The sequence below is a fragment of the Paracoccus sp. FO-3 genome, from assembly GCF_006386455.1.
In the GTDB taxonomy this organism is placed as follows: domain Bacteria; phylum Pseudomonadota; class Alphaproteobacteria; order Rhodobacterales; family Rhodobacteraceae; genus Paracoccus; species Paracoccus versutus.
In genome coordinates this window covers 1-20197 of the sequence record NZ_VCBQ01000065.1, presented here as the reverse complement: position 1 = coordinate 20197, position 20197 = coordinate 1, and the positions used below count along the sequence as shown (strand labels likewise).

Genomic DNA, 20197 nt, shown 5'->3' with positions numbered 1-20197 from the left:
CTGAACCATCCAGGGGCGGGGAAACCCGCTCCCATTCCAATAAAATACAACAATATCAATATGATGAATGCGGATACTCGCATTCGGGATGAGGAATCATGTCTGCAACAAACATCATCGACTCAGCCCCTCTCGGGGCCCCCATCCTTGACCGGGGCCGAAACGACCACCTTCTTCGCCCCTGCGGCGTAGTAGGGCGCCACCTTCGCGGCTGTCTTGAAGACGCCCGTGCAGTCGATCACCAGATCGACGCCCAGTTCCGCCAAGGGCAGCGCTTCGATGGACTTTTCATGCGTCAGACGGATGGTCTGGCCGTTCAGGATCAGTGCGCCATCGCCTGCCGCGACCGGCGTGCGCCAGGGGCCATGGACGCTGTCGAATTCCATCAGCAGCGCATGCTGATCAGCATCGCCGACGGGATCGTTCAGGAGAACGATCTCGCCACCCGCGCCGGTATCGATCAAATCTCGCAGGACAAGCTTTCCGATCCGGCCGAGGCCGTTAAGAGCGATACGGGTCATGAAGATCAGGCCTTTGCGTGTGCGTCAGTGCCGATAGAGTCGACACGGGATTGGAGGGACATCCGGCTCAGCGACTCGAATGGCAGCTCGACGAAAGTCATGATCCGCCGGCGCAACGCCGCGTAGGTCTGGGCGAAAACCAGAGCCTTCTCTGCATCTGTTCCTGTTGCTTTCACCGGGTCGGGCAAACCCCAATGGCCAGTGATGGGCTGGCCGGGCCAGGGCGGGCATTCCTCGGCCGCTGCCGTGTCGCAGACGGTGAAGACGAAATCCATCACGATGCTGCCCGGCTGCTGGAACTCCGAAATATGCTTGGACCGCAGACCGGCGATGTCATGTCCGTTTCGCTTCAGGATTTCCAAAGCGAAGGGGTTCAATTCGCTGTTGGGCCGAGTGCCAGCAGAGAAAGCCTGAAACTTGCCCTTGCCCAGATCGCGCAGAAGCGCTTCAGCAAAGATCGAACGGGCAGAATTGCCCGAGCAGATGAAAAGCACGTCGAAGTCGGTGTCGGGGATATTCGGGTCCATTTGGGTGGCGTCCTTTGGGGCGGAGAGCAAGGGGGCAAGGAGATCGGGCCGCGCACGGCCCACATCGAGGGCGAGGTAGCCGATCAATCCTTCCGTCGTGTCGAGATCGACAGCGTAGTAGAGCGACCGACCGGCCCGTGTGACCTGGACAAGACCCGACGCCGCAAGGTCAGCGAGGTGATGCGACAGCGTGTTCTGTTTCAGACCCAAAGCCTCGGCGATCTCGGTCGGCCGCACGCCTTGCGGCGCAAAGCGCATCAGCAAGCGGAAGACCGCCATCCGGCCGGGGTGGCCGAGCGTGGCGAAAGCATGTATGGCGCGATTCTGTTTCATATTTCCCGATTAACGGAAATAAAAAACTGCGTCCAATGAAGTTTTCATGACATCAGACGCTCAGGCACCTGCGCTGATTGATCCAGATCACGGCAGTGATCGCCCGCCCATGCGCAGATGCGCATGAAGTGGAGCGCCGCCGATGATCCTAGCCGTTCTGTCTGCCCTTGCCGAACCGACCCGTCTTGAAGCCATGCGCTTCCTGGCGGATGGGTCGGAACACTGTGTCTGCGAGCTGATGCGAAAGCTGGGAGCCACCCAAAGCCGGATGTCGCGGCACATGCAGGTGCTGAAGCAGGCGGGGCTGGTGCTGGACCGTCGCGACGCGCAATGGGTGCGCTACCGGATCAGCCCGGAACTGTCGCCATCCCTCGCCCGTCTAGTCGAAGCTGCGCTCGAGCGGCAGATCATGGGCACGGAGCGAGCGGCATGAGCGTGTTTGGCTGGCTAAACGACAACCTGCTGCGGATGACCTGGCTCAACGATCTGGTAGGCGCAGGAGTGGCGGCCATCGGACTTGACCCCGCCTCCCGGATCGGCGGGTCGTTGCAGTTCTTCGTGTATGACGTGATCAAGATCTTCATCCTGCTCTCGGTGCTGATCTTTGCGATCTCCTATGTGCAAAGCCATTTTCCGCCCGAACGCACGCGCGCCATGCTGGGCGGACGGTCCGGCCTTGGCGCCAATACGCTCGCGGCCCTTCTGGGCACGCTGACGCCCTTCTGTTCCTGTTCGTCAATCCCCTTGTTCATCGGCTTCACCGCCGCGGGCCTGCCTCTGGCAGTGACGTTCTCTTTCCTGATCTCCTCGCCGCTGGTGGATCTGGCCTCGGTCATCCTGCTGGCCTCGATCTTCAGCTGGCCCATCGCCCTCGCCTATGTGGCGGTCGGGCTGGTGGTAGCCATCGTGGGCGGGACGATCATCGGACGCTTGGGTATGGAGGGTCAGGTCGCGGATTTCGTCCGCACGGTCCCTGTCTCGGGCGAGGTGGCGACCATGACGCGGGGCGAGCGCTTGGCCTATGCGCGCGATCAGGTGATGGAGATTGTCCATCGGGTTTGGCCCTATGTGCTTGTCGGTGTGGGCATTGGTGCCGCGATCCACAACTGGGTGCCAGCCGATGTCATCTCAGCCCTGCTCGGGCAGGACAAGTGGTGGTCGGTCCCCGTGGCAGTGCTGGTGGGCATCCCCATGTATGCCGACATCTTCGGCACATTGCCGATCGCCGAGGCGCTGGTCGGCAAGGGCGTGGGACTTGGCACGGTGCTGGCCTTCATGATGGCGGTGACGGCCCTGTCGTTGCCCTCGCTCATCATGCTGAAGCGTGTTGTGAAGATGCCGCTCCTGGTCACCTTCACCGGCGTCGTCACCCTTGGCATCCTGTCCATCGGGCTGATCTTCAACGCGATTTCCAACTGGTTCATCTGAGAAAGGACCACATCATGATCATCAAGATCCTCGGCTCGGGCTGCAAGAAATGCGTCACCTTGGGCGAAAACGCCAAAGCCGCTGCGGCGGCTGCGGGCAAGCAGGCCGAGATCATCAAGGTTACCGATTTCGCTGAAATCGCCGCCTATGGGGTGATGTCGACGCCGGGGCTGGTGGTGGACGAGAAGGTCGTCTCAACCGGCAAGGTGCTGACGGTGGAAGAAATCGGACGGCTCATTTGATGGAATATCGCGTCCACGCCCGCCGGATCGATGCGCATGGGAGCCTCGCCGTGGCCAAGGAGGCCGAAGTCACGCTCGACACCGATTTGGCGGGGCGGCGCGATGCGATGAACCCCGTGGAATTGCTGCTGGCGGCGCTGGCCGCTTGCATGCTGAAGGGGATCGAGCGGGTGACGCCGATGCTGTCGTTCCAGATCGGCGGGGCCGAGGTTGCGCTGGAAGCGATCCGGCAGGACGCTCCGCCCAAGCTGACGCTGATCCGCTATGAGATTACAGTCGACAGTGCCGAGACGGACCAGCGGCTGGACCTTCTTCATCGCAACATCCTCAAATACGGCACGATCTCGAACACGCTGTCCGGCGCAGTGCCGATGGAAGGGACGCTGACCCGGAAAGTCTAACATCATGGCTCACGACCACACCCAAGATCATCGCCCGCCCACGGACCTTGGCCCCGCGTTCCGCTGGGCCGTAGGCCTGAACACGGGCTACGTGATCGTGGAAGGTGCAGCGGGCTGGATCACCGGATCGCTGGCCCTGCTGGCGGATGCCGCGCACAACCTGACCGACGTAGCCGGTCTGCTGATCGCCTGGGGGGCAGCGGTGCTGGCCAAGCGGGCGGTGACGGCACGGCATACCTGGGGTCTGGGGCGGGCCACGATCCTTGCCGCGCTGTTCAACGCCATCGCCATTCTGGTGGGTGTCGGTGCGGTGACGTGGGAGGCGGTGCAGCGGCTTTCTGACCCAGTCGCCGTGCCCGGCCTGACGGTGATGTTGGTCGCGCAGGTCGGGATCGGGGTGAACACGGGCTCTGCGCTCTTGTTCATGTCTTCACGCAAGGGCGATCTGAACGCGAAGGGCGCGTTCCTGCACATGGCGGCAGATGCAGCGGTTTCGGGCGCGGTTGTTCTGGCGGCGGTGGGAATCATGGTCACTAGCTGGGATTGGCTTGACCCCGCCGTGGCCATCGCGGTCAGCCTGCTGATCGCCGTTACCGCCGCCGGATTATTCCGCGAGGCGCTGCACCTGAGCCTTGATGGTGTGCCGTTCGAGATTGATCGTGCTGCCATTGCAGACTGGCTGGAGAGACAGGATGGCGTGCAGGGCCTGCACGACCTGCACATCTGGCCGCTGTCCACGACGCGCACCGCGCTGGCTGTGCATCTGGTCTGGCAGGGGGCCGACCCCGACGCCTTCATCGACCGGGTGACCGATGCCTTGGCCGAGGCGCATGGCATCGCCAATGTCACGCTGCAATTAGAGCGCCGCCCCTGCGACAGGGCGGCTTGATTCTGTCGCGGTCGAAGGGTTCACCCGCTTCATCAGGGCCTCAGCGAATTCCTAGCGGTCGAAATATCGGCTGGGCCTTTCTCACCGCAACATCTTGAAATACTGGACCATCTCGAACACCCTGTCATGAGCCGTGCCGCTGGAGGGAAGCCTGCGCCGCAAGGTGTGACAGGTTCATTTGGGGGCAGGCATGGTGGGATGGCCGCGGATTGTATTGGCTGGCGCGATCGTTGGCATTGTTGGCGGGCTGATCGGGCTTGGCGGGGCAGAGTTCCGTCTTCCGCTCTTGATCGGCATGTTCGGATTTGCAGCCCTTGATGCGGTGATCCTGAACAAGGCGACCAGTCTGATCGTGGTGGCCACAGCGCTGCCGTTCCGGGCGGGGACCGTGCCCCTTGATCAGGTGCTGGCCGAATGGCCGATCATCCTGAACCTACTGGCGGGAAGCCTTCTTGGCGCATGGATCGGCGCGGGGCTGGCCGTGCGGATGAAGTCCCGTACCCTTTATCGAGTACTGGCCGGGCTTCTGGTGCTGATCGCGGCAGTCCTGGCGCTCAGCCACAGCATGAGCCTTGCGCCCGCTGCCCTTATCACCGGACCTGCGCAGATCGTCGCGGGCCTTGTCGCAGGGTTCGGCATCGGCATCGTGGCTTCACTGATGGGCGTCGCGGGGGGTGAATTGCTGATCCCCACGCTGGTCCTTCTGTTCGGGATCGACCTGAAACTCGCAGGCAGCCTGTCGCTGGCGATCAGCCTGCCCACCATGCTGGTCGGGTTCGCCCGATACAGTCGCGACGACAGCTTCACGGTTCTGGCGCGCAATCAGGGCTTCGTGCTGTTCATGGCCTTGGGGTCAGTGATCGGCGTCGCTATCGGCGGCCAGCTTCTGGGGATCGTGTCCGAGGTCGTGCTGCTGCCGGTGCTGGTCTCCATCCTGCTGGTATCCTCGGTCAAAGTATGGCGTCACGGCTGAGTCAGGTCGCGGCAGACAGATTCACACGCTTCATCAAGGCCTCGGCGGATTCCTTGCGTTCGGAATAGCGGTCCACAAGGTAGTCAGCCCGGTCGCGCGTCAGCAGGGTGAACTTCATCAGTTCCTCCATCACGTCCACGATCCGGTCATACAGGGACGACGGACGCATCCGCCCGTATTCGTCGAACTCCTGAAACGCCTTCGGGATCGAGGACTGGTTGGGGATCGTCAGCATCCGCATCCAGCGGCCAAGGACGCGCATCTGGTTCACCGCGTTGAAGCTCTGCGATCCGCCCGAGACTTGCATGATGGCCAGCGTCTTGCCCTGCGTCGGCCGCACCGCGCCGTCGGAGAGCGGGATCCAGTCGATCTGCGTCTTCATCAGCCCGGTCATGGCGCCGTGGCGCTCTGGCGACGACCAGACCATCCCCTCGCACCAGGATGCAAGATTGCGCAGCTCCCGCACCTTCGGGTGGGTCGCATCGACCCCGTCATCGACCAGCGGCAGGCCAGAGGGATTGAAGAAACGCACCTCGGCTCCAAGCCGGGTCAGGATCCTGGCCGCCTCCTCGGCTGCCAGCCTTGAAAAGCTGCGGGTGCGCAGCGAGCCGTATAAGATCAGGATCTTCGGAGGGTGGGCGGCGATTGGAGGAGATAAAAGCCGATTGCCGTCGATGCCGGGGAACAGTGCGTCGTCTATGTTGGGTGTATCGGTCATGAAGGAAACCTGTTGCGTGTGCGGTTAGCGAAGGCGACCAGCGTCAGCATCACCGGCACCTCGACCAGCACGCCCACGACCGTGGCGAGCGCGGCGCCCGAGTTCAGACCAAAGAGGCCGATGGCCACAGCCACCGCCAGTTCGAAGAAGTTCGACGTGCCGATCAGGGCGCAGGGGGCTGCCACCTTGTGGGGCAGCTTCCAAGCAAAGGCCCAGGCATAGCCGAGTGCGAAGATGCCATAGGACTGGATGATGATCGGCACGGCAATGAGCGCGATCAGCAGAGGCTGCGCGATGATCACTTGGCCCTGGAAGCCGAAGAGCAGCACAACGGTCAGCAAGAGGCCGAAGACCGAGGCGGGCTTGATCCGCGCCGTGAAGTCCGACACCGCCACTTCACCCCCGCGCGCCATCAAGGCTCGCCGTGTCAGTGCCCCGGCGATCAGCGGGATCACGATGTAGAGCACGACCGACAGGATCAGCGTCTCCCATGGCACCGAGATGTCGGTAACGCCCAACAAGAAGGCGACGATCGGCGCGAAGGCCACGACCATGATCAGGTCGTTCACGCTGACCTGCACCAGCGTGTAGTTCGGATCGCCCTTGGTCAGCTGCGACCAGACGAAGACCATCGCCGTGCAGGGCGCGGCACCCAGCAGGATAAGCCCCGCGATGTATTCCGGTGCCTTGGTCGGATCGATCAGCCCCGCGAACAGGTGGTTGAAGAACAGCACCGCCAGCGCGGCCATCGTAAAGGGCTTGATCAGCCAGTTGATGACCAGCGTGATGATGAGGCCCTTCGGTCGCCGCCCCACATCCTTCAGCGAACCGAAGTCGATGGCGATCATCATCGGATAGACCATTGCCCAGATCAGCACGGCCACGACCAAATTGACCGAGGCATATTCCAGCCCTGCGAGCGCAGTGAACAGGCCGGGCATAAGGTTGCCAAGCACAAGCCCCACAAGGATGCAAAGGGCGACCCAGAGGGTCAGCCAGCGTTCGAACAGGCTCATGCAGATTTCTTCTTTCCAGGAATGCAGCAGGCCCCTTCGGGCGGAGGGGTGAGACCCATGATCAAATCGGCGAGCGGTGCCAATGACGCCGGGTTCAGCGCATAGCAAATCCGGGGTCCGTCGATCTCGCCAGTGATCACGCCCGCGGACTTGAGGATACGGAGGTGTTCCGACACTGTTGACTGAGCAAGGCCGACTGCGCCCACGATATCGCCTCCGATGCAGCCTGGCGTGGCCTGAAGCAATCGTAGGATCCGGATCCGCGCCGGATGTGCGAGGGCCTTTGCCAAGGCGGCCGTCGTTGTCTCGTCCGTTGCCATCTGCGCGCTTTCCAAACCGCTAAGATTCCGTATATCGTCGATTTACGATTTCATCCGCCATTGGACAAGCAAGTTTGTGGCGCTTGAGATCGTAGGCGGCGCGCGGGAGACGCGCCCCGGGAGGAAAAGGATGAAAAGCAGGCGTCGCGCTTTGCTGATGGGGCTGGCGGCCGCGGCCGCGCCCTTCGTCGTGACTCGAGGCTGGGCCCAGGGCCCGGCACCCTTCAGATTTGCTCTGACGCCAGTCTTTCTCGACAACGACGCGGCAGTCATTTCTGCCCTTCGCGCTGCTTTGGCCGAAGGCATGGGCCAAGACATCGAGCTCGTCCAGAGACGGACGTATCAGGAGATCTCGGGCGCGCTTCTCGACGGCTCCGTGGATGCCGCCTGGACATGCGGCTATCCCTATCTTCAGCACAAGACCGAACTTTCGCTGCTCGGCGTACCCGTCTGGCGAGGGCAGCCGCTTTACCAGTCCTATCTCATCGTCGCCCAGGATGATCCCGCGACCGCGCTATCGGACCTGCGTGGCGGCGCTCACGCCTTTTCGGACCCCGACAGCAACTCCGGTTTCCTCGTCACTGCGTCTGACCTCGCGCGGGATCGCGTCCGTCAACGTGGTGTAATTTCGGTTGTGGTTCCGGGCCGTCATGATCAGGCGGCCTTCGGTGTAATCTGAAGCGTCTTTTCCTCCTCGGTTGCTGGCGGGATCAGGTCGGCCATGGCCTCGACCTGCATGTATCGGTGCTGAAGCTGCCACTCGTCGTTGGCTTCGAGTAGGACAGCGCCGATGAGGCGGACGATGCTGTCCTCGTTGGGGAAGATGCCGACCACGTCGGCGCGGCGCTTCACTTCCTTGTTCAGACGCTCCAGCGGGTTCGTGCTGTGCAGCTTGGTGCGATGCTGGGCCGGGAAGGCCATGTAGGCCAGCACGTCGGCTTCGGCGTCGTCCATGAAGGCTCCCAGCTTCGGCCACCTGGCGCGGAGCTGGTCGGCGACATGCCGCCATGTCTGCACCGCATTGTCGTGATCGGGCTGGATGAAGGCCTGCCGGATCGCGGCCGCGACCATGGTGTGCTGGCCCTTGGGAACGTAGGCGAGCGCGTTGCGCATGGCGTGAACCCGGCATCTTTGCCATGTCGCGCCGAGCACGCGCGCGATGGCGGCCTTCAGCCCTTCGTGCGCATCGGAGATGACAAGCTTCACGCCGGTCAGCCCACGACGCACCAGATCGCGCAGGAAACTCGTCCAGAACGGCTCGGCCTCGGAAGGGCCGATGTGCAGGCCGACGATCTCGCGCTTTCCGTCCGTGTTGACGGCCACTGCGATTATTGCCGCCACTGAACCGCCCCGGGTTTGCCGGAGGCCTTCTGGTTTAAGTTATGCCGCCATGGCGGGTTCTTCCAGCATGGCGTAGTAGCGTTCCTCAGCTTCGGCCGGCGGGATGTTGCCGATGGGCTCCAGCAGCCGGCGATTGTTGAACCAGTCGACCCAGGTCAGCGTGGCGAACTCGACGGCCTCGAAGCTTCGCCATGGTCCGCGCCGATGGATGACCTCGGCCTTGTAGAGGCCGTTGATCGTCTCGGCCAGCGCGTTGTCGTAGCTGTCGCCGACACTGCCCACAGACGGTTCGATGCCGGCTTCGGCGAGGCGCTCGGTGTAGCGGATGCTGACATATTGCGATCCGCGGTCGGAATGATGAACCAGACCGCCGCGATGAACGGGCCGGCGTTCGTGCAGGGCCTGTTCGAGAGCGTCGAGCACAAAGCTCGCATGGGCGGTCCTGCTCACCCGCCAGCCGACGATACGGCGCGCATAGGCGTCGATGACGAAGGCCACGTAGACGAAGCCCGACCAGGTGCTGACGTAGGTGAAATCCGAGAGCCAGAGCTTGTTCGGAGCCGGCGTGTGGAAGACCCGATTCACATGGTCAAGCGGGCACGGCGCGGCCTTGTCCTGCACCGTCGTGCGGATCGGCTTGCCACGAACAACACCGTGAAGGCCGAGATCGGCCATCAGCCGCTCGACCGTGCAGCGCGCGACATTGAAGCCCTCCCGCACCATCTGCCGCCAGACCTTCCTCGCGCCGTAGACCTCGAAGTTCTCGGCGAAGACGCGTTCGATCGCCGGTTTGAGCTCCAGGTCCCGCTTCGCCCGCGCCGACAGCTTCGCGGGATCAGTGCGCTTGGCGACATGATCGTGGTAGGTCGATGGGGCGATCGGCAGCACCTTGCAGATCGGCTCGACCCCATGCGCCTCGCGGTGATCGTCAATGAACGCGATCATCGTTTGAATGGGTGCTCATGGCAGGGATGGCTCTGTTACCATCGCCGGTCACGGCGCAGAGCGGCAGCCCGAACGCAGTCTGCTTGCCGCCGGAGGAACCCTATGTCCCATCCGACGACGATGGCTTTCGAGCCTACGCAGACATGGTTTCGGAAGATTTCGAGCGATACTTCAGTGAGTTAACCGAGTATTTCGTCTGCATGGACGGCACACGGCTTGCCGTGTTCGAGCGAGCTCAGGAAGTGTCGAAGACTCATCAGGCATTCTGGAAGCGCGCAAATGACCTCGGGGTGGCTGAAAAGGCCGCGGCCAATTATCCCGATGCCGTTGAAGAACGCCGGTAATGAGCTGGCGCGTCGGCATTATGCAGCAGGAGCTTCTGACGCGGCGGCGCCGGCGAGGGCGCGATAGACGGTCATCCTGGATACGCCCAGGTCGCGCGCTACAGCTGCCTTCGACTGGCCTTCGGCCACACGCCTGCGAATTTCGGCGTCATCGACCGCTTTCTTGCGGCCTTTGTAGACCTGTCGCTTCTTCGCTGCCTCGATGCCGGCGCGCTGCCGGTCGCGGATGAAGCGCAGTTCCATGTCCGCCACCATGCCGAGGATCGTCACCACCAGCCGGCCGAGATCGCCGGCGGTGGACACATCAGGTTCCAGGACGCGGAGCGCGGCCCTCTTCTCATCGAGGTCATGCACCAGGTTGAGAACATCGCGAGTGCTTCGGCCGAGGCGATCGAGCCGATGCACGACCAACTCGTCACCTTCCCTCATGAACTGCATGATGGTTTCTAGTTCAGTCCGGCCGGCGCGGGTTGCCCCGCTGCCGATTTCTGTCCGGATGATCTCGCACCCGGCGCCGGCCAGGCGCTCCTTTTGAATCTCAAGGTCCTGGTCAGCGGTGCTGACGCGTGCATATCCGATCCGGGCCATGTCCGTCTGTCACAATAGGGTGGATGCAATGACGCTACTGTAACTTTGCTTGATCTGATAGGCAAATGTTACAGATGATAGACCGTATCACGATCTGTCTTTCAAGGTGTGCCCTATTGTTACGCATCGGCGCTGAACCCGAGTGCTCTTCGCGCGTTTAGTTGCAAATCGAGAGGGAACGATCATGGCAGAGATTCCAAACGAACTGCTCGCACAGCTGCATACCGCCCTTATGAGCCTTGGCGATGCGCCGCAGGATGTGACTGATCCAATCCGCGAAAGGCTCGGCGTCGAGACGTCGATGGCCCTAGATGATTTGCTTGCGGCGAGCTACCAGATCGTCGAGGCGGCAGGGCGTCCAGTGATTTTTCCGCCCGCTGCCTAGCCTCTCTCGAAAAAGCCTGGGTGCGGCGCGTTGATCCCATAGGTGATCGCGCCGTCTCCGAACCGCGCATTGATTTGATCTACCGCGGCAGACACCTGTTCGCCGCGCGTCCGCTCGGCCGGGCGGAGGGGAGCGAGCAGGTCGCCCTGGCGCTCGGTTAGCAACCCAACATTGCCGAGCTGGACGCTGACTGCGATCACCTGGCCCGGGCGCCCGTCGCGCCACAGTGACCGCCACAGCGCGCGGTGCAGGCGCAGGAAAAAGGCCGTGTCCTGGTTCGGGAAGCAACTTACTCCGCGCGACCAGACCGGGCCGGCCAACATCGAGACTGACAGACTGAACCGGCTGGCCACGCGGCCATCGCGGCGTAGCCTGGCAGTGGCCTTTTCGACCAGCCAGCGGCCGACACGATAGGCTCGGCGCGGATCGCGAAACTCGGGCGACAGGATCTTGCTGTTCCCAAAGCCACCGCGCTGGGTCGCAGTCAGCGGAATATCCATTCCCTGAAGCATCCGAACGAAACGCTCGCCCTCCACCGATCGCCAGATCAGCCGGGCGTGACGCGGATCGAGCTGGCAGAGCTGGGGCACGTCATAGACGCCCGCGCGCATCAGTCGATCCTTCATGGAGCGTGAAATCCCAGGCAGATCGTCCAGTGCCAGGTGGGCAATACGATCTGGCATATTTTCGATACTAAGCCACTGGAATCCATTCGGCTTCTCTAATTTTCCGGCGATTTTAGCCAGCAAGTGGTTCGGTCCAAGGCCAGCACTGAAGCGCAGGCATGGCCCGACCTCGGCCGCCACAGCCGCTTTCAGACGCGCAACCAGCTCGGCTGCGCCATCGAGGGTCTGCGCATCGCCCGACAACGCTAGCTGAAATTCGTCCACGCTGCGGATATGGGTCAGCTCGGCATGGCGGTCCAGCACGTCAGCGATGGCGAGATTGAAGCGCACATAGAGCCTGTGTCGGCTCGGCCGAAAGACGATGCCAGGGCACATGCGGCGCGCATCAGCCACCCGCGTCCCGGTTTTCACGCCATAGGCTTTCGCTTCGTAGCTGGCCGCAACGCAGGCGCCAGCCCCCGAATCGACGGCGGTGATCGCCACCGGCCGACCACGCAACGCCGGATCGAGATGCTGTTCGACCGAAGCGAAAAACGAGTTCATATCGAGATAGAGGACGCGGAAAGGGGGCATGGCACCAGATTTGGCGGATGGTCAGTTCGCCCCCGATGTTCTATCTTTGTTCTCCTGATTCAAGAGGGCAAAATGGACAGGGCTGGTCAACTGCGCAATGTGGCATTCGGGGGATCGTGGAGCGAACAGATCGCCGGCCGCGAGGAACTGTTGCATGCCCTGGAGACGCTCAAGCGCGCCGCGCGGCGTGCGGCGCTGCATGATCCGCGAGAAGATATTGACGTGGGCCTGGCGCTCGATCTCGCCAGCCGGGATCATCCGAAAGGCGCGATGCTGCGCGCGGCCTGGGCGCGCGGCGCCGCAATCGCAGCGCCGGGGTCGCGGGTTGCAGAACTCGGCCGGGTGGCCGGTCTGCTGGCCGAAGCCTATAGGGGACGCTTATGAATGGTGACTACGCAGGGCTCGCAGCACGTCCTCGAGGGCGCTGGCCGGATCCTCGATGCCAAAATCTTCATGCATCCCCTCCTCGATTTCGGGCCAAACGCCCGATGCGTGCAGGTCGAAAGTTTCGAGGAAGGCTCTGAGTGCTTGCACTTGCGCATCCGTCAGGACGATCATTCTGTGGTCCGTAGCTGTAGGGAAAATTTGCGGGCGCTCCTATCCACCAACGAGCCGTGACTTGCAACCGAAAGGCGTAGTGATGTGCAACCTATATGCCATGCTGGCGGCCCAGGATAGCACCCGAAGGCATTTCCAGGTCGATCCGACCCGTGATTACCTTGGCAACGCAGCCCCTCTGCCGGCGATCTGGCCGAAATACGAGGCGCCCATCGTCCGCCTCGGCGCGGATGGCCGTCGCGAGCTGGTCACGGCTCATTGGGGATTTTTGACACCGAAAGTGTCGACCAAGACCGGCAAGTCCCTGAAACCGGACGCCTGGAACAACGCCCGCGACGACAAGCTGACCAAATCCGGCCTTTGGAAAGACAGCTTTCTGAACCGGCGTTGCCTTGTGCCTGGCACCAGCTTCCGCGAGGCGAAGGGTCGCAACCCGGCCGAGGATTTCTGGTTTGCGCTGATCGGTGACGAGGCGCGGCCGCTATTCGCCTTCGCCGGCCTCTGGCGGCACGGTCAGCCCGGCATCGAGGGCGAGGAAGGCAGCTGGATCACGCATACCATGGTGACGACCACGCCCAACGAGCTGGTCCAGCCTGTCCATCCCACCAGGATGCCGGTGATCCTCGATCCCCAGGATTATGAGACCTGGTTGTGCGGCTCGCCGGCCGAGGCGGCCGCGCTGCTGCGGCCCTACCCGGCCGAGCGTATGCGGATCGCAAGGCGGGGCATCGGCGTTCTAACCGATACCGGAGAGGAATGAAGCCATGGCAATCATCGAGGACATGCCGGATGAGATTGCTGATGACGTTCTGAACGTCCAGGTCCACGGTCCCGGGTTTGATGGGCGATGGATTGTCCAGGGGCCATTTTATGGCGATGTGCCTGGCGAGGATGAGATTGTGCCGTCTTGCATCGTCGAGGATCGGGATACTGCCTTAACGGTTGCTACCGAATTGGCTGCTGGGACCGCCGTGATCTATGCGGACCCGGAACCTTTTTAAGAGCGAATGTAATCTCGCAGCTCACAGTAAGCCGTTTCCTTCCAGGCCATGTTGCTCTATCTCTGCATCACCAGTTGATCTTGGCGGCAAGGATGTGAAATGAGCATAGATCTCGAAAGCATGGACCTGAAATAGCTTCGCGATATGAAGCAAAAAGTGGAGCGCGCGATCAACGACTTCGAGTCGCGGCAAAGGCAGAAGGCGGTCGATGCCGCCAAAGAGGTCGCCGAGAAGTTCGGTTTCAAACTGACGGACCTTCTCAATTCCGCTACGTCGAAGAAGCCTGTGGTCGCAAAATACGCCAACCCGGAAGATGCTTCCCAGACCTGGACCGGCCGCGGTCGCCAGCCGCAATGGGTGAGGGATCAGTTGGCCAACGGCGCAAGCCTCGATGATCTGGCTATCTGAAACGTGTGCTAAGGGCACAGGATGCGCCTGGCAGTTCCTCTCGCGTTCTGGGTTTTCTTAGCCCCCACGATGGCGTGCGCTGTCGGAATCGCTGGCCAGGCCACTGTGATCGACGGCGACACGATTGAAATTCATGGTAAACGGGTCCGTCTAGCTGGGATCGACGCGCCGGAGGCAGGGCAGACCTGTTTCTCGGCAGGCGGAAAGTCCTGGCGCTGCGGCCATGGCGCCGCGTTTGCTCTGGCCGATAAGATCGGCCGGGCCACGGTGGCATGCACCGTAAGCGGCCGTGACCGCTACGCGCGGACCATCGGCCAATGCCACGCCGCCGGCCGCGACCTGGGAGAATGGATGATCGAGACTGGCCTGGCTGTGCGATACTATGACCGCAAGGCCCTTTATCGCGATGCGGAGCAGAGGGCCCGGGCCGCCCGTTGCGGTATCTGGGCTGGGCCTTTCGAGAAGCCGGCTGACTGGCGCCGGCGGCATTGACCTTGTGCCGTTCGCAACTATCGTTCCGCGTGCATTGGTCAATGGAGGATTTAATGAGGAATTTTATTAAAGCCTGGCCGGTCGCCGCCGCCTTCGGCGCCGGCGCGATGCCCGCCGTCGCAGATGGCTGGACCGGCGGGTTCGAGCGGGGAACCTATTACCACACCCTGACCGTCAAAGACATGCAGCTGTTCGTGGTCTGCGACATGGAGGAAACCAGAGGACCAAACGCCGGCTACATGAGCTTTGAGATCGGCGGCAACGTGCAGATGTCCGGCCAGGCGCGCTTCAGCTCGGATGCCGGTGGACAGGTTGCGGCCGTGGAATATGGAAGTATTTTCAAGCGAACAGATCCCGCCCTTTTTCACCGCATCACTGATATGTTGGCCTCGGCCGGGCCCATCACCATTACCTTCGCTGGCAAGTCCTGGGCGTTCCGCAACCCGAAGCCCGTGAACATCCATTGCCGGTGACAGCCACGGCCCATGCTCGCTTGTCATCGCCCAATGCCTCGCCGCCGGTCACGACTTGGGCGGACAGATGATCGAAATTGCCGCGCCCGAGGGCGCGGCTCTATTCATTCAGCCTGTCCTGTCCGACCAGGGCAGCTCGCGGCACCACTTCCAGCCTGCTCCTGCGCCTCGTGCCGCATCGCTGGCGGTTTCGCAACTTGACCGCGTGTCCGATACCGGCCAAGATTCTCATATTGTTCTCACGGATCACTTTCCTATGGCACATGCGCAGCCGCCTCGCCGCTGGCCGGTTATTCTGCCCCTGCCCGGGTCGTCACAGCTTCAGCCCGGCAACCAGGTGCCCGTAGACCTGGTGGCCGTCCTTCTCACAGCCGGATCAGCTCGGCCCCCCGACCGGCAGATCGCAGGCAGGTTTTCCTTGATGCAGACCAGAGTGCTGCCCCGAGGCCTCGGACCCAGGACATCCGTTCCTTCCGCTCGCCGCGGGCTCCAGCTCCTGGTGCATGCGGATTTCAGGGTCCGGTCGCTGCCGGTCGAGAGCGCAGGCGCCATGGATGCAGGGCGCGGGTGGACCAGGCGCAGCGCGCCCTTCCCGCATGTGTTTCGACAGACCCACTTACCACGCCTCCCCTCTTTGCGACCGGCCTGCGGCCTTCAAGAACAAAGACGGCTTCCACGCAGGCGCGGACCCTCCGTCTTTCTTCTTGATCGCCCGGGAAGGCGTAGCGGGCCTTTTTCATCGAAACACCAGCGAGAAGGATCTCTCAAATGCTTTACACCCACGCCAAATTCAGCATCCAAGGCTATGTCGGCGCCATCCGCGAAGTCGGCAAGACCCTTAAAATCCGCATCAGCGACACCGAAAGCTGGAAAGACCGCGACACCGGCGAGCGGAAGGAACGGGTGTCCTGGAACACCGTCACCCTGTTCGAGCGCACTCCCGGCTTCGCCTACATCAAGGAAAACCTGCGCAAAGGCGATCTGGTCACGGTCGAGGGCAAGCTGTCCGAGAGCAGCTATGAGAAGGACGGCCACCAGGTCTACGAAACCACCCTCGCCGCAGACCTCTTCGCCATCATCCCGACCGGCCGGGCAGAATAACCGGCCAACAGCAAGGGGGCTTCGGCCCCCTAACCACCACGGAGAGCCCCATGTCCATCACCGTCTATTCCAAGCCCGCATGCGTCCAATGCACGGCAACGACCCGCGCCCTCGATGCAAAGGGCATCGGCTACCAGCTGGTCGACCTGACCACGGATGACGAGGCCATGAAGCAGGTCGTCGCCCTCGGCTACCGCCAGGCGCCTGTCGTCGTCGCCGGCGACACGCACTGGGCAGGCTTTCGCCCGGATCTTATCAACAATCTCTGAGTAAACGGGCTCATCATGATCTTAACCTACTTCGCTCGCCAAGCTGCTTGGAGACGTGTCTTTATCGCTGTGCTTCTGTGCGGCACCAATTCACTTGGTGCATCAGGTGTGACCGAAAACGCCCCCTCGTGGCAGAGTCACACCCTGCGGCAGGAAGCCGGGATCAGCCAGCCGACGCAAGCGGTTAGCATGTATCTCGGCAGGTCAGGACAACTCGCGCAGTCGAATGGGAAAGCGCTTTCCACCTTGTCCTGATCGCTTTCCGGGGACTGCGTGGATTTCGTCCTGACGGAAAGCGGGAGTGACCAACATGGCCCGACCGCAGATTGCCGCTGCCCCGAAACACCCACCCGCGTCCCGGAGGCGCGAAGATGAACCCCTCGCCGATGTCGTGACCTGGGACGGTGAACTGCCCGCCCTCGGCCTGCGCAACCGCTTCGGCAAGGAAAGCTGGATCGTCCAGGCCCGGATCGATGGGCGCAACACCCGGCGCACGCTCGGCACGGCATCGTCCCTGACACGGGAAGCCGCCCGCCAGGCGGCCACCGCCGTCCTCGATGCGCTGCGCGCCGAACGGGCCGAGACCGCAACCAGCCCCGATACGACCGTGGCCACGTTCGCGGAAAGATGGCTGGCGGATTGCGCGGGCCAGTGGAAACCCTCAACGCTGGTGGGGCATCGCTATGGCATCAAGGGGCACATCCTCCCCCAACTCGGCGAGAAACCCGTCGCGGCGCTGACGGCCGAGGATGTCGCGGACTGGTTCGCGGCCCTGCCCCGCTCCCCCGGCGGCCGCAACCGGGTGCTGGCGGTTCTCTCCGGCATGATGCGCCATGCGGAACTGCTGGGGTTGCGCGTGCCCGGCAGCAATCCCTGCGCCGGAATGCGGCGCAAGAAATCCGGCTTCAGTGCCACGGTGCTGCGCGCCAAAGACTATGCCCGGCTCGGACGTGCCCTCGACGCGCGGGAGGGGCAGGAGCCCCTGCTCGTCGCGCTGATCCGCTTTCTCGCCCTGACGGCTGTCGGCGTGGCGAAGCGACGGCCCTGCGTTGGGATTGGATCGACGGGCCACGCGCTGCCTTGCCCGATGCCAAGGCCGGGCCGCGCGCGATCTGGCTCGGAACACCCGCCCTCGATCTCCTGGCCTCTCTGCCCCGTACCGGCGATCTGGTCTTCGGGCATGACGACGAGCCGGTTAGCACTGCACGGCTCGCGAAGCTTTGGCGCGAGATCAGGACTGCGATCAGGATGCCGACCCTCCGCCTGCATGATCTGCGCCACAGTTTCGCGACCACCGCCGTCAGCGCGGGCGAGCCCTTGCGCACCGTCGCCGGGCTGCTCGGTCACAGCGATCTGGCGATCACCGAGGGCTATACCCACCTGGCAGACGACACGCTGCGCAGGGCGGCGGCGAGCGTCGGCAAACACCTCAACGATACCCTCACCCGGAAGGGCCGCCAGCCCGCCAAATCCGCCAAGACCGCCAAACCGCCAGTGAGTTGCCCCGCCATCCCGCCGCACCTGCTGCGGGAGTACAAACGCTCCCGCCTGCTGATCCCGGCCTTCTGCGACAAGCACGGGTTGGAGCCAAAACTGTTCTGGAAGGCGGTGAAAGCCGATCTCGCGCGCGTCAGGAAGGAGGCGGGCAAATGACCGTTGCCAACCTTTTCACCCCGGCGGTGATCCGCAACGCCCGTCCGGGCAAGCGCGAATACACCCTGCACGACGCCCATGTGCCAGGCCTCGGCTTGAGGGTGCAGCCCTCGGGCGCGAAGTCATGGGTTCTGCGCATGGGCAATCGCCGCGTTACCATCGGCCCGGTGGACCGTATCGACCTGGCCGATGCCCGCGCCCAGGCCCTGAAGCTCATCGCGGGGGAGGCACCGCCTCCCCCGCCCCTCTCGGCCAGCGCGCTGACCTTCGACGCCCTGGCCGACTCTTTCCTCACCGCCAAGGATGGCGTCTACAAGCCCAAGACGCTGGCCTCGTGCCGCGTCTACCTCGACACCCAGCTCCGTCCCGCTTTCGGCAGGCGCCCGGTGCTGCGGCTGACCACGCCGGAGATCGCGCAATGGTTTCACACCTATTCCCGCACCCGGCCCGGCGGGGCCAATCAGGCGCTCGGCCTGCTGGTCACGATGCTGAACTTCGCCCGGTCCGCCAATCTGATCCCGAAGGATGCGCCCAACCCCTGCGCACCGATCCGCAAGAACCGGCGCAAGGCACGCGGGCGGCTGCTGTCCAGCGACCAGATCAGTGCGCTCGGCAAGGCTCTAAGATCCTGCCCACCGTCGCATCGCGAAGCGGCCGACGCCATCCGTCTGATCCTCCTGACCGGCTGCCGGTCGGGGGAGATCCTGCGGCTGCGCTGGTCCGAGGTCTTGCCGGATCGGCTAAAGCTGAGCTCGACCAAGACAGGGGCGCGCGAGGTGCTGCTGTCCTCGCCCGCGATCCGGTTGTTCGCCAAGCGGAAGAAGGAGGCTTCCTCAATGTTCGTCTTCCCGGCTGCCAGAGTGCCAGACGCGCCCATCGGCAAAATCGATTACCAGTGGTCCGTCATCCGCTGGCGGGCGGGCCTGCCCGAAGATATCCGGCTGCACGATCTGCGCCATACCAATGCCAGCCACGCCATCTTGCAGGGCCAGAGCCTGACCATCGCCGGGAAGCTGCTCGGTCATGCCAACCCTGCCAGCACAGAACGCTATGCCCATCTCGACGGGCAATATCTCGCGGCAGCGGCGGAGCGAGTGGCGGCGACCGTCGCCAGCATGATAGCGGGCAAGACGGCGGGACTGGACAAGCGCGTATATTCCTCCAATATACAATCATGATCGACTGGACCGGGATCAAGGGCTTCGACTGGGACGAAGGCAACACCCGGAAGAACGCCGACAAGCGCGAGGTCAGCCAGTCGGAAGCGGAGCAAGTCTTCTTCAACGAGCCGCTTCTGGTGCTGGCCGACAGCAAGCACAGCGAGGGCGAGGCTCGTTTCCACGCCCTCGGCCATACCGACGATGGGCGAAGGCTGCACATCACCTTCACCCTGCGCGGCGGGGAAAGCCTCTTGCGGGTGATTTCCGCCCGCGACATGAGCCGAAAGGAGCGAGACGCCTATGGCAAGAAAGCATAAGCCGATCCCGGACTTCGAGACCGAGGCGGAAGAGCGCACCTTCTGGGAAAGCCACGACTCGGCCGAGCATCTGGACTGGAGCGAGGCTGAACGGGTGACCATGCCCAACCTCAAGCCCACCTCAACCTCGATCTCGCTGCGCCTGCCGGTCGCCCTGCTCGACCGCATCAAGGTCGCCGCGAACAAGCGCGACATGCCCTATCAGTCCCTCATCAAGGCCTGGCTCGCTGAAAACGTCGGGAAAGGGTGACAGACCCAAGGCGTAACAGCCCGCCTTGGCGCTGATCCGAAACAAGTGCCGGCGCTACGCCGACGATGGAAGCACCAATACGGCAGGCAGTCGCCTTGACGGCTTGACCTGGGTAGAGTCAGATGGGTCAATACGCTCAAGCGTAACGCCGCAGCACAAAATCCCAAACCTGTTCGACCTTGCTGTGACGTGGTGGGTCAGCCAGTCGAGCAGCGCGCCGGTGAGGCGCTCGGAACCGAAGGTTTCGGTCCATTCGTCGAAGGGCAGGTTGCTGGTGATCAGGGTCGATCCGCGCTCATAGCGTTGCGAGATCAGTTTGAACAGCAGCTCGGCGCCGGTCTTCGA

General features: G+C 63.0%; 29 protein-coding genes, 4 pseudogenes and 1 other annotated feature. Of the genes and pseudogenes, 22 read left to right on the top strand and 11 right to left on the bottom strand.

Annotated features, from left to right (window positions below; genetic code table 11):
• Positions 1 to 140 precede the first annotated feature (140 nt).
• Both FE811_RS17320 and FE811_RS17315 read right to left on the bottom strand, forming a co-directional pair.
• Positions 141 to 521: pseudogene (locus FE811_RS17320) on the bottom strand (glyceraldehyde 3-phosphate dehydrogenase NAD-binding domain-containing protein); the annotation flags it as partial.
• 5 nt (positions 522 to 526) lie between these two features.
• Positions 527 to 1381 (bottom strand): metalloregulator ArsR/SmtB family transcription factor, encoded by an 855-nt coding sequence (locus FE811_RS17315; protein WP_140848180.1) that lies wholly within the window; start codon positions 1379 to 1381, stop codon positions 527 to 529.
• Between the two features lie 142 nt (positions 1382 to 1523).
• Between FE811_RS17315 and FE811_RS17310 the strand changes: the two genes are divergently transcribed.
• The 6 genes from FE811_RS17310 to FE811_RS17285 all read left to right on the top strand — a co-directional run bounded on the left by FE811_RS17310 (position 1524) and on the right by FE811_RS17285 (position 5314).
• Positions 1524 to 1814 (top strand): metalloregulator ArsR/SmtB family transcription factor, encoded by a 291-nt coding sequence (locus FE811_RS17310; protein ID WP_181180885.1) that lies wholly within the window; start codon positions 1524 to 1526, stop codon positions 1812 to 1814.
• A complete protein-coding gene (locus FE811_RS17305) occupies positions 1811 to 2809 on the top strand; it encodes a permease (protein WP_123130480.1) in 999 nt (332 codons plus the stop codon). Before FE811_RS17310 ends, FE811_RS17305 begins: the two co-directional genes overlap by 4 nt.
• Positions 2810 to 2823: 14 nt before the next feature.
• Positions 2824 to 3051, top strand: coding sequence for a thioredoxin family protein (locus FE811_RS17300; RefSeq protein WP_123130479.1), 228 nt, complete (start codon positions 2824 to 2826; stop codon positions 3049 to 3051).
• On the top strand, positions 3051 to 3452 hold the full coding sequence (locus FE811_RS17295; protein ID WP_219848893.1) for an OsmC family protein: 402 nt from the start codon (positions 3051 to 3053) through the stop codon (positions 3450 to 3452). The genes FE811_RS17300 and FE811_RS17295 overlap by 1 nt, the downstream gene beginning before the upstream one ends.
• 4 nt (positions 3453 to 3456) lie before the next feature.
• A complete protein-coding gene (locus FE811_RS17290; RefSeq protein WP_123130477.1) occupies positions 3457 to 4341 on the top strand; it encodes a cation diffusion facilitator family transporter in 885 nt (294 codons plus the stop codon).
• A 190-nt stretch (positions 4342 to 4531) separates the two neighbouring features.
• A complete protein-coding gene (locus tag FE811_RS17285) occupies positions 4532 to 5314 on the top strand; it encodes a sulfite exporter TauE/SafE family protein (protein ID WP_123130457.1) in 783 nt (260 codons plus the stop codon).
• A gap of 1 nt (position 5315) precedes the next feature.
• Here FE811_RS17285 and arsH read toward each other — a convergent pair whose 3' ends face one another.
• Genes arsH through FE811_RS17270 form a run of 3 tightly spaced genes read right to left on the bottom strand, consistent with a single transcriptional unit; the run spans position 5316 to position 7368 of the window.
• Positions 5316 to 6032: an arsenical resistance protein ArsH gene (gene arsH / locus FE811_RS17280; protein ID WP_123130458.1), complete on the bottom strand. Its 717-nt coding sequence runs from the start codon at positions 6030 to 6032 to the stop codon at positions 5316 to 5318.
• Entirely contained in the window at positions 6029 to 7048 is a 1020-nt protein-coding gene (gene arsB, locus FE811_RS17275; protein WP_123130459.1) for an ACR3 family arsenite efflux transporter, read from the bottom strand. The genes arsH and arsB overlap by 4 nt, the downstream gene beginning before the upstream one ends.
• On the bottom strand, positions 7045 to 7368 hold the full coding sequence (locus FE811_RS17270) for a helix-turn-helix transcriptional regulator (protein WP_123130460.1): 324 nt from the start codon (positions 7366 to 7368) through the stop codon (positions 7045 to 7047). The genes arsB and FE811_RS17270 overlap by 4 nt, the downstream gene beginning before the upstream one ends.
• Before the next feature lie 130 nt (positions 7369 to 7498).
• On the opposite strand from FE811_RS17270, the gene FE811_RS17265 reads away from it, so the two are divergent.
• Complete coding sequence (locus tag FE811_RS17265; RefSeq protein WP_140848176.1) at positions 7499 to 8047, top strand: PhnD/SsuA/transferrin family substrate-binding protein; 549 nt, start codon at positions 7499 to 7501, stop codon at positions 8045 to 8047.
• Here FE811_RS17265 and FE811_RS17260 read toward each other — a convergent pair.
• Together FE811_RS17260 and FE811_RS17255 are read right to left on the bottom strand one after the other, a co-directional pair.
• Positions 8023 to 8718, bottom strand: a pseudogene (locus FE811_RS17260) (IS256 family transposase); the annotation flags it as partial. The gene FE811_RS17265 and the pseudogene FE811_RS17260 overlap by 25 nt on opposite strands.
• A 30-nt stretch (positions 8719 to 8748) precedes the next feature.
• Positions 8749 to 9666: pseudogene (locus tag FE811_RS17255) on the bottom strand (IS3 family transposase); the annotation flags it as partial.
• Positions 9580 to 9686 (bottom strand) — a sequence feature (AL1L pseudoknot). It overlaps the preceding pseudogene by 87 nt.
• Between FE811_RS17255 and FE811_RS17250 the strand changes: the two are divergent.
• Positions 9672 to 9998, top strand: a complete 327-nt coding sequence (locus tag FE811_RS17250) for a hypothetical protein (RefSeq protein WP_140848174.1) — start codon at positions 9672 to 9674, stop codon at positions 9996 to 9998. It overlaps the preceding feature by 15 nt.
• An 18-nt stretch (positions 9999 to 10016) precedes the next feature.
• Here FE811_RS17250 and FE811_RS17245 read toward each other — a convergent pair whose 3' ends face one another.
• Positions 10017 to 10586 carry a recombinase family protein gene (locus FE811_RS17245; protein WP_116171241.1) on the bottom strand — a complete coding sequence of 190 codons (570 nt, stop codon included), beginning with the start codon at positions 10584 to 10586 and terminating at the stop codon, positions 10017 to 10019.
• A 184-nt stretch (positions 10587 to 10770) separates the two neighbouring features.
• Here FE811_RS17245 and FE811_RS17240 point away from each other — a divergent pair, with 184 nt between their 5' ends.
• A complete protein-coding gene (locus FE811_RS17240) occupies positions 10771 to 10971 on the top strand; it encodes a hypothetical protein (protein ID WP_116171242.1) in 201 nt (66 codons plus the stop codon).
• Here the strand turns inward: FE811_RS17240 and FE811_RS17235 are convergent.
• On the bottom strand, positions 10968 to 12170 hold the full coding sequence (locus tag FE811_RS17235) for a UMUC-like DNA-repair protein (protein ID WP_140848172.1): 1203 nt from the start codon (positions 12168 to 12170) through the stop codon (positions 10968 to 10970). The two genes, FE811_RS17240 and FE811_RS17235, sit on opposite strands and share 4 nt — an antisense overlap.
• Before the next feature lie 72 nt (positions 12171 to 12242).
• Between FE811_RS17235 and FE811_RS17230 the strand changes: the two genes are divergently transcribed.
• Positions 12243 to 12554, top strand: coding sequence for a hypothetical protein (locus FE811_RS17230; protein WP_140848170.1), 312 nt, complete (start codon positions 12243 to 12245; stop codon positions 12552 to 12554).
• On the opposite strand, the gene FE811_RS17225 is transcribed toward FE811_RS17230, so the two are convergent.
• A complete protein-coding gene (locus FE811_RS17225; protein ID WP_116171245.1) occupies positions 12549 to 12728 on the bottom strand; it encodes a hypothetical protein in 180 nt (59 codons plus the stop codon). The two genes, FE811_RS17230 and FE811_RS17225, sit on opposite strands and share 6 nt — an antisense overlap.
• 61 nt (positions 12729 to 12789) lie before the next feature.
• Here FE811_RS17225 and FE811_RS17220 point away from each other — a divergent pair, with 61 nt between their 5' ends.
• From FE811_RS17220 to FE811_RS17170, 12 genes and pseudogenes are all read left to right on the top strand, one after another.
• Complete coding sequence (locus FE811_RS17220) at positions 12790 to 13488, top strand: SOS response-associated peptidase (protein WP_243700271.1); 699 nt, start codon at positions 12790 to 12792, stop codon at positions 13486 to 13488.
• 4 nt (positions 13489 to 13492) lie between these two features.
• Positions 13493 to 13729 (top strand): hypothetical protein, encoded by a 237-nt coding sequence (locus FE811_RS17215; RefSeq protein WP_116171247.1) that lies wholly within the window; start codon positions 13493 to 13495, stop codon positions 13727 to 13729.
• Between the two features lie 144 nt (positions 13730 to 13873).
• The gene (locus FE811_RS17210; protein ID WP_116171248.1) at positions 13874 to 14137 is read left to right on the top strand and encodes an H-NS family nucleoid-associated regulatory protein; all 264 of its coding nucleotides are present in this window, start codon (positions 13874 to 13876) and stop codon (positions 14135 to 14137) included.
• A gap of 21 nt (positions 14138 to 14158) precedes the next feature.
• On the top strand, positions 14159 to 14629 hold the full coding sequence (locus FE811_RS17205; protein ID WP_116171249.1) for a thermonuclease family protein: 471 nt from the start codon (positions 14159 to 14161) through the stop codon (positions 14627 to 14629).
• Positions 14630 to 14682: 53 nt separating this feature from the next.
• Entirely contained in the window at positions 14683 to 15102 is a 420-nt protein-coding gene (locus FE811_RS17200; protein ID WP_140848168.1) for a hypothetical protein, read from the top strand.
• Positions 15103 to 15870: 768 nt separating this feature from the next.
• Positions 15871 to 16203: a single-stranded DNA-binding protein gene (locus FE811_RS17195; RefSeq protein WP_116171251.1), complete on the top strand. Its 333-nt coding sequence runs from the start codon at positions 15871 to 15873 to the stop codon at positions 16201 to 16203.
• Positions 16204 to 16253: 50 nt separating this feature from the next.
• Complete coding sequence (nrdH, locus tag FE811_RS17190) at positions 16254 to 16472, top strand: glutaredoxin-like protein NrdH (protein WP_116171252.1); 219 nt, start codon at positions 16254 to 16256, stop codon at positions 16470 to 16472.
• Positions 16473 to 16782: 310 nt separating this feature from the next.
• Positions 16783 to 17181, top strand: a pseudogene (locus tag FE811_RS28745) (hypothetical protein); the annotation flags it as partial.
• Positions 17100 to 18125: a tyrosine-type recombinase/integrase gene (locus tag FE811_RS28740; RefSeq protein WP_370362683.1), complete on the top strand. Its 1026-nt coding sequence runs from the start codon at positions 17100 to 17102 to the stop codon at positions 18123 to 18125. The pseudogene FE811_RS28745 and the gene FE811_RS28740, both read left to right, overlap by 82 nt.
• Positions 18122 to 19303: a site-specific integrase gene (locus tag FE811_RS17180; RefSeq protein WP_140848164.1), complete on the top strand. Its 1182-nt coding sequence runs from the start codon at positions 18122 to 18124 to the stop codon at positions 19301 to 19303. The genes FE811_RS28740 and FE811_RS17180 overlap by 4 nt, the downstream gene beginning before the upstream one ends.
• Entirely contained in the window at positions 19300 to 19602 is a 303-nt protein-coding gene (locus FE811_RS17175) for a BrnT family toxin (protein WP_140848162.1), read from the top strand. The genes FE811_RS17180 and FE811_RS17175 overlap by 4 nt, the downstream gene beginning before the upstream one ends.
• Positions 19586 to 19852, top strand: a complete 267-nt coding sequence (locus tag FE811_RS17170) for a BrnA antitoxin family protein (RefSeq protein WP_116171256.1) — start codon at positions 19586 to 19588, stop codon at positions 19850 to 19852. The genes FE811_RS17175 and FE811_RS17170 overlap by 17 nt, the downstream gene beginning before the upstream one ends.
• A gap of 54 nt (positions 19853 to 19906) precedes the next feature.
• Here FE811_RS17170 and FE811_RS28310 read toward each other — a convergent pair.
• Positions 19907 to 20197, bottom strand: a 291-nt coding sequence (locus FE811_RS28310; protein WP_255469760.1) for an ATP-binding protein, incomplete at its 5' end; no start/stop codon positions are given.

Excerpts from the sequence above, each read along its gene's own strand:
- FE811_RS17290 (WP_123130477.1), top strand. The coding sequence starts at position 3,457 with ATGGCTCACGACCACACCCAAGATCATCGCCCGCCCACGGACCTTGGC.
- FE811_RS17210 (WP_116171248.1), top strand. The coding sequence starts at position 13,874 with ATGAAGCAAAAAGTGGAGCGCGCGATCAACGACTTCGAGTCGCGGCAA.
- FE811_RS17270 (WP_123130460.1), bottom strand. The coding sequence starts at position 7,368 with ATGGCAACGGACGAGACAACGACGGCCGCCTTGGCAAAGGCCCTCGCA.
- arsB (WP_123130459.1), bottom strand. The coding sequence starts at position 7,048 with ATGAGCCTGTTCGAACGCTGGCTGACCCTCTGGGTCGCCCTTTGCATC.
- nrdH (WP_116171252.1), top strand. The coding sequence starts at position 16,254 with ATGTCCATCACCGTCTATTCCAAGCCCGCATGCGTCCAATGCACGGCA.
- FE811_RS17300 (WP_123130479.1), top strand. The coding sequence starts at position 2,824 with ATGATCATCAAGATCCTCGGCTCGGGCTGCAAGAAATGCGTCACCTTG.
- FE811_RS17200 (WP_140848168.1), top strand. The coding sequence starts at position 14,683 with ATGAGGAATTTTATTAAAGCCTGGCCGGTCGCCGCCGCCTTCGGCGCC.
- FE811_RS17295 (WP_219848893.1), top strand. The coding sequence starts at position 3,051 with ATGGAATATCGCGTCCACGCCCGCCGGATCGATGCGCATGGGAGCCTC.
- FE811_RS17250 (WP_140848174.1), top strand. The coding sequence starts at position 9,672 with ATGGCAGGGATGGCTCTGTTACCATCGCCGGTCACGGCGCAGAGCGGC.
- FE811_RS17235 (WP_140848172.1), bottom strand. The coding sequence starts at position 12,170 with ATGCCCCCTTTCCGCGTCCTCTATCTCGATATGAACTCGTTTTTCGCT.
- FE811_RS17180 (WP_140848164.1), top strand. The coding sequence starts at position 18,122 with ATGACCGTTGCCAACCTTTTCACCCCGGCGGTGATCCGCAACGCCCGT.
- FE811_RS17315 (WP_140848180.1), bottom strand. The coding sequence starts at position 1,381 with ATGAAACAGAATCGCGCCATACATGCTTTCGCCACGCTCGGCCACCCC.
- FE811_RS17225 (WP_116171245.1), bottom strand. The coding sequence starts at position 12,728 with ATGATCGTCCTGACGGATGCGCAAGTGCAAGCACTCAGAGCCTTCCTC.
- FE811_RS17310 (WP_181180885.1), top strand. The coding sequence starts at position 1,524 with ATGATCCTAGCCGTTCTGTCTGCCCTTGCCGAACCGACCCGTCTTGAA.
- FE811_RS17175 (WP_140848162.1), top strand. The coding sequence starts at position 19,300 with ATGATCGACTGGACCGGGATCAAGGGCTTCGACTGGGACGAAGGCAAC.
- FE811_RS17305 (WP_123130480.1), top strand. The coding sequence starts at position 1,811 with ATGAGCGTGTTTGGCTGGCTAAACGACAACCTGCTGCGGATGACCTGG.
- FE811_RS17245 (WP_116171241.1), bottom strand. The coding sequence starts at position 10,586 with ATGGCCCGGATCGGATATGCACGCGTCAGCACCGCTGACCAGGACCTT.
- FE811_RS17195 (WP_116171251.1), top strand. The coding sequence starts at position 15,871 with ATGCTTTACACCCACGCCAAATTCAGCATCCAAGGCTATGTCGGCGCC.
- FE811_RS17240 (WP_116171242.1), top strand. The coding sequence starts at position 10,771 with ATGGCAGAGATTCCAAACGAACTGCTCGCACAGCTGCATACCGCCCTT.
- FE811_RS17215 (WP_116171247.1), top strand. The coding sequence starts at position 13,493 with ATGGCAATCATCGAGGACATGCCGGATGAGATTGCTGATGACGTTCTG.
- arsH (WP_123130458.1), bottom strand. The coding sequence starts at position 6,032 with ATGACCGATACACCCAACATAGACGACGCACTGTTCCCCGGCATCGAC.
- FE811_RS17230 (WP_140848170.1), top strand. The coding sequence starts at position 12,243 with ATGGACAGGGCTGGTCAACTGCGCAATGTGGCATTCGGGGGATCGTGG.
- FE811_RS28740 (WP_370362683.1), top strand. The coding sequence starts at position 17,100 with ATGGCTGGCGGATTGCGCGGGCCAGTGGAAACCCTCAACGCTGGTGGG.
- FE811_RS17265 (WP_140848176.1), top strand. The coding sequence starts at position 7,499 with ATGAAAAGCAGGCGTCGCGCTTTGCTGATGGGGCTGGCGGCCGCGGCC.
- FE811_RS17170 (WP_116171256.1), top strand. The coding sequence starts at position 19,586 with ATGGCAAGAAAGCATAAGCCGATCCCGGACTTCGAGACCGAGGCGGAA.
- FE811_RS17205 (WP_116171249.1), top strand. The coding sequence starts at position 14,159 with ATGCGCCTGGCAGTTCCTCTCGCGTTCTGGGTTTTCTTAGCCCCCACG.
- FE811_RS17285 (WP_123130457.1), top strand. The coding sequence starts at position 4,532 with ATGGTGGGATGGCCGCGGATTGTATTGGCTGGCGCGATCGTTGGCATT.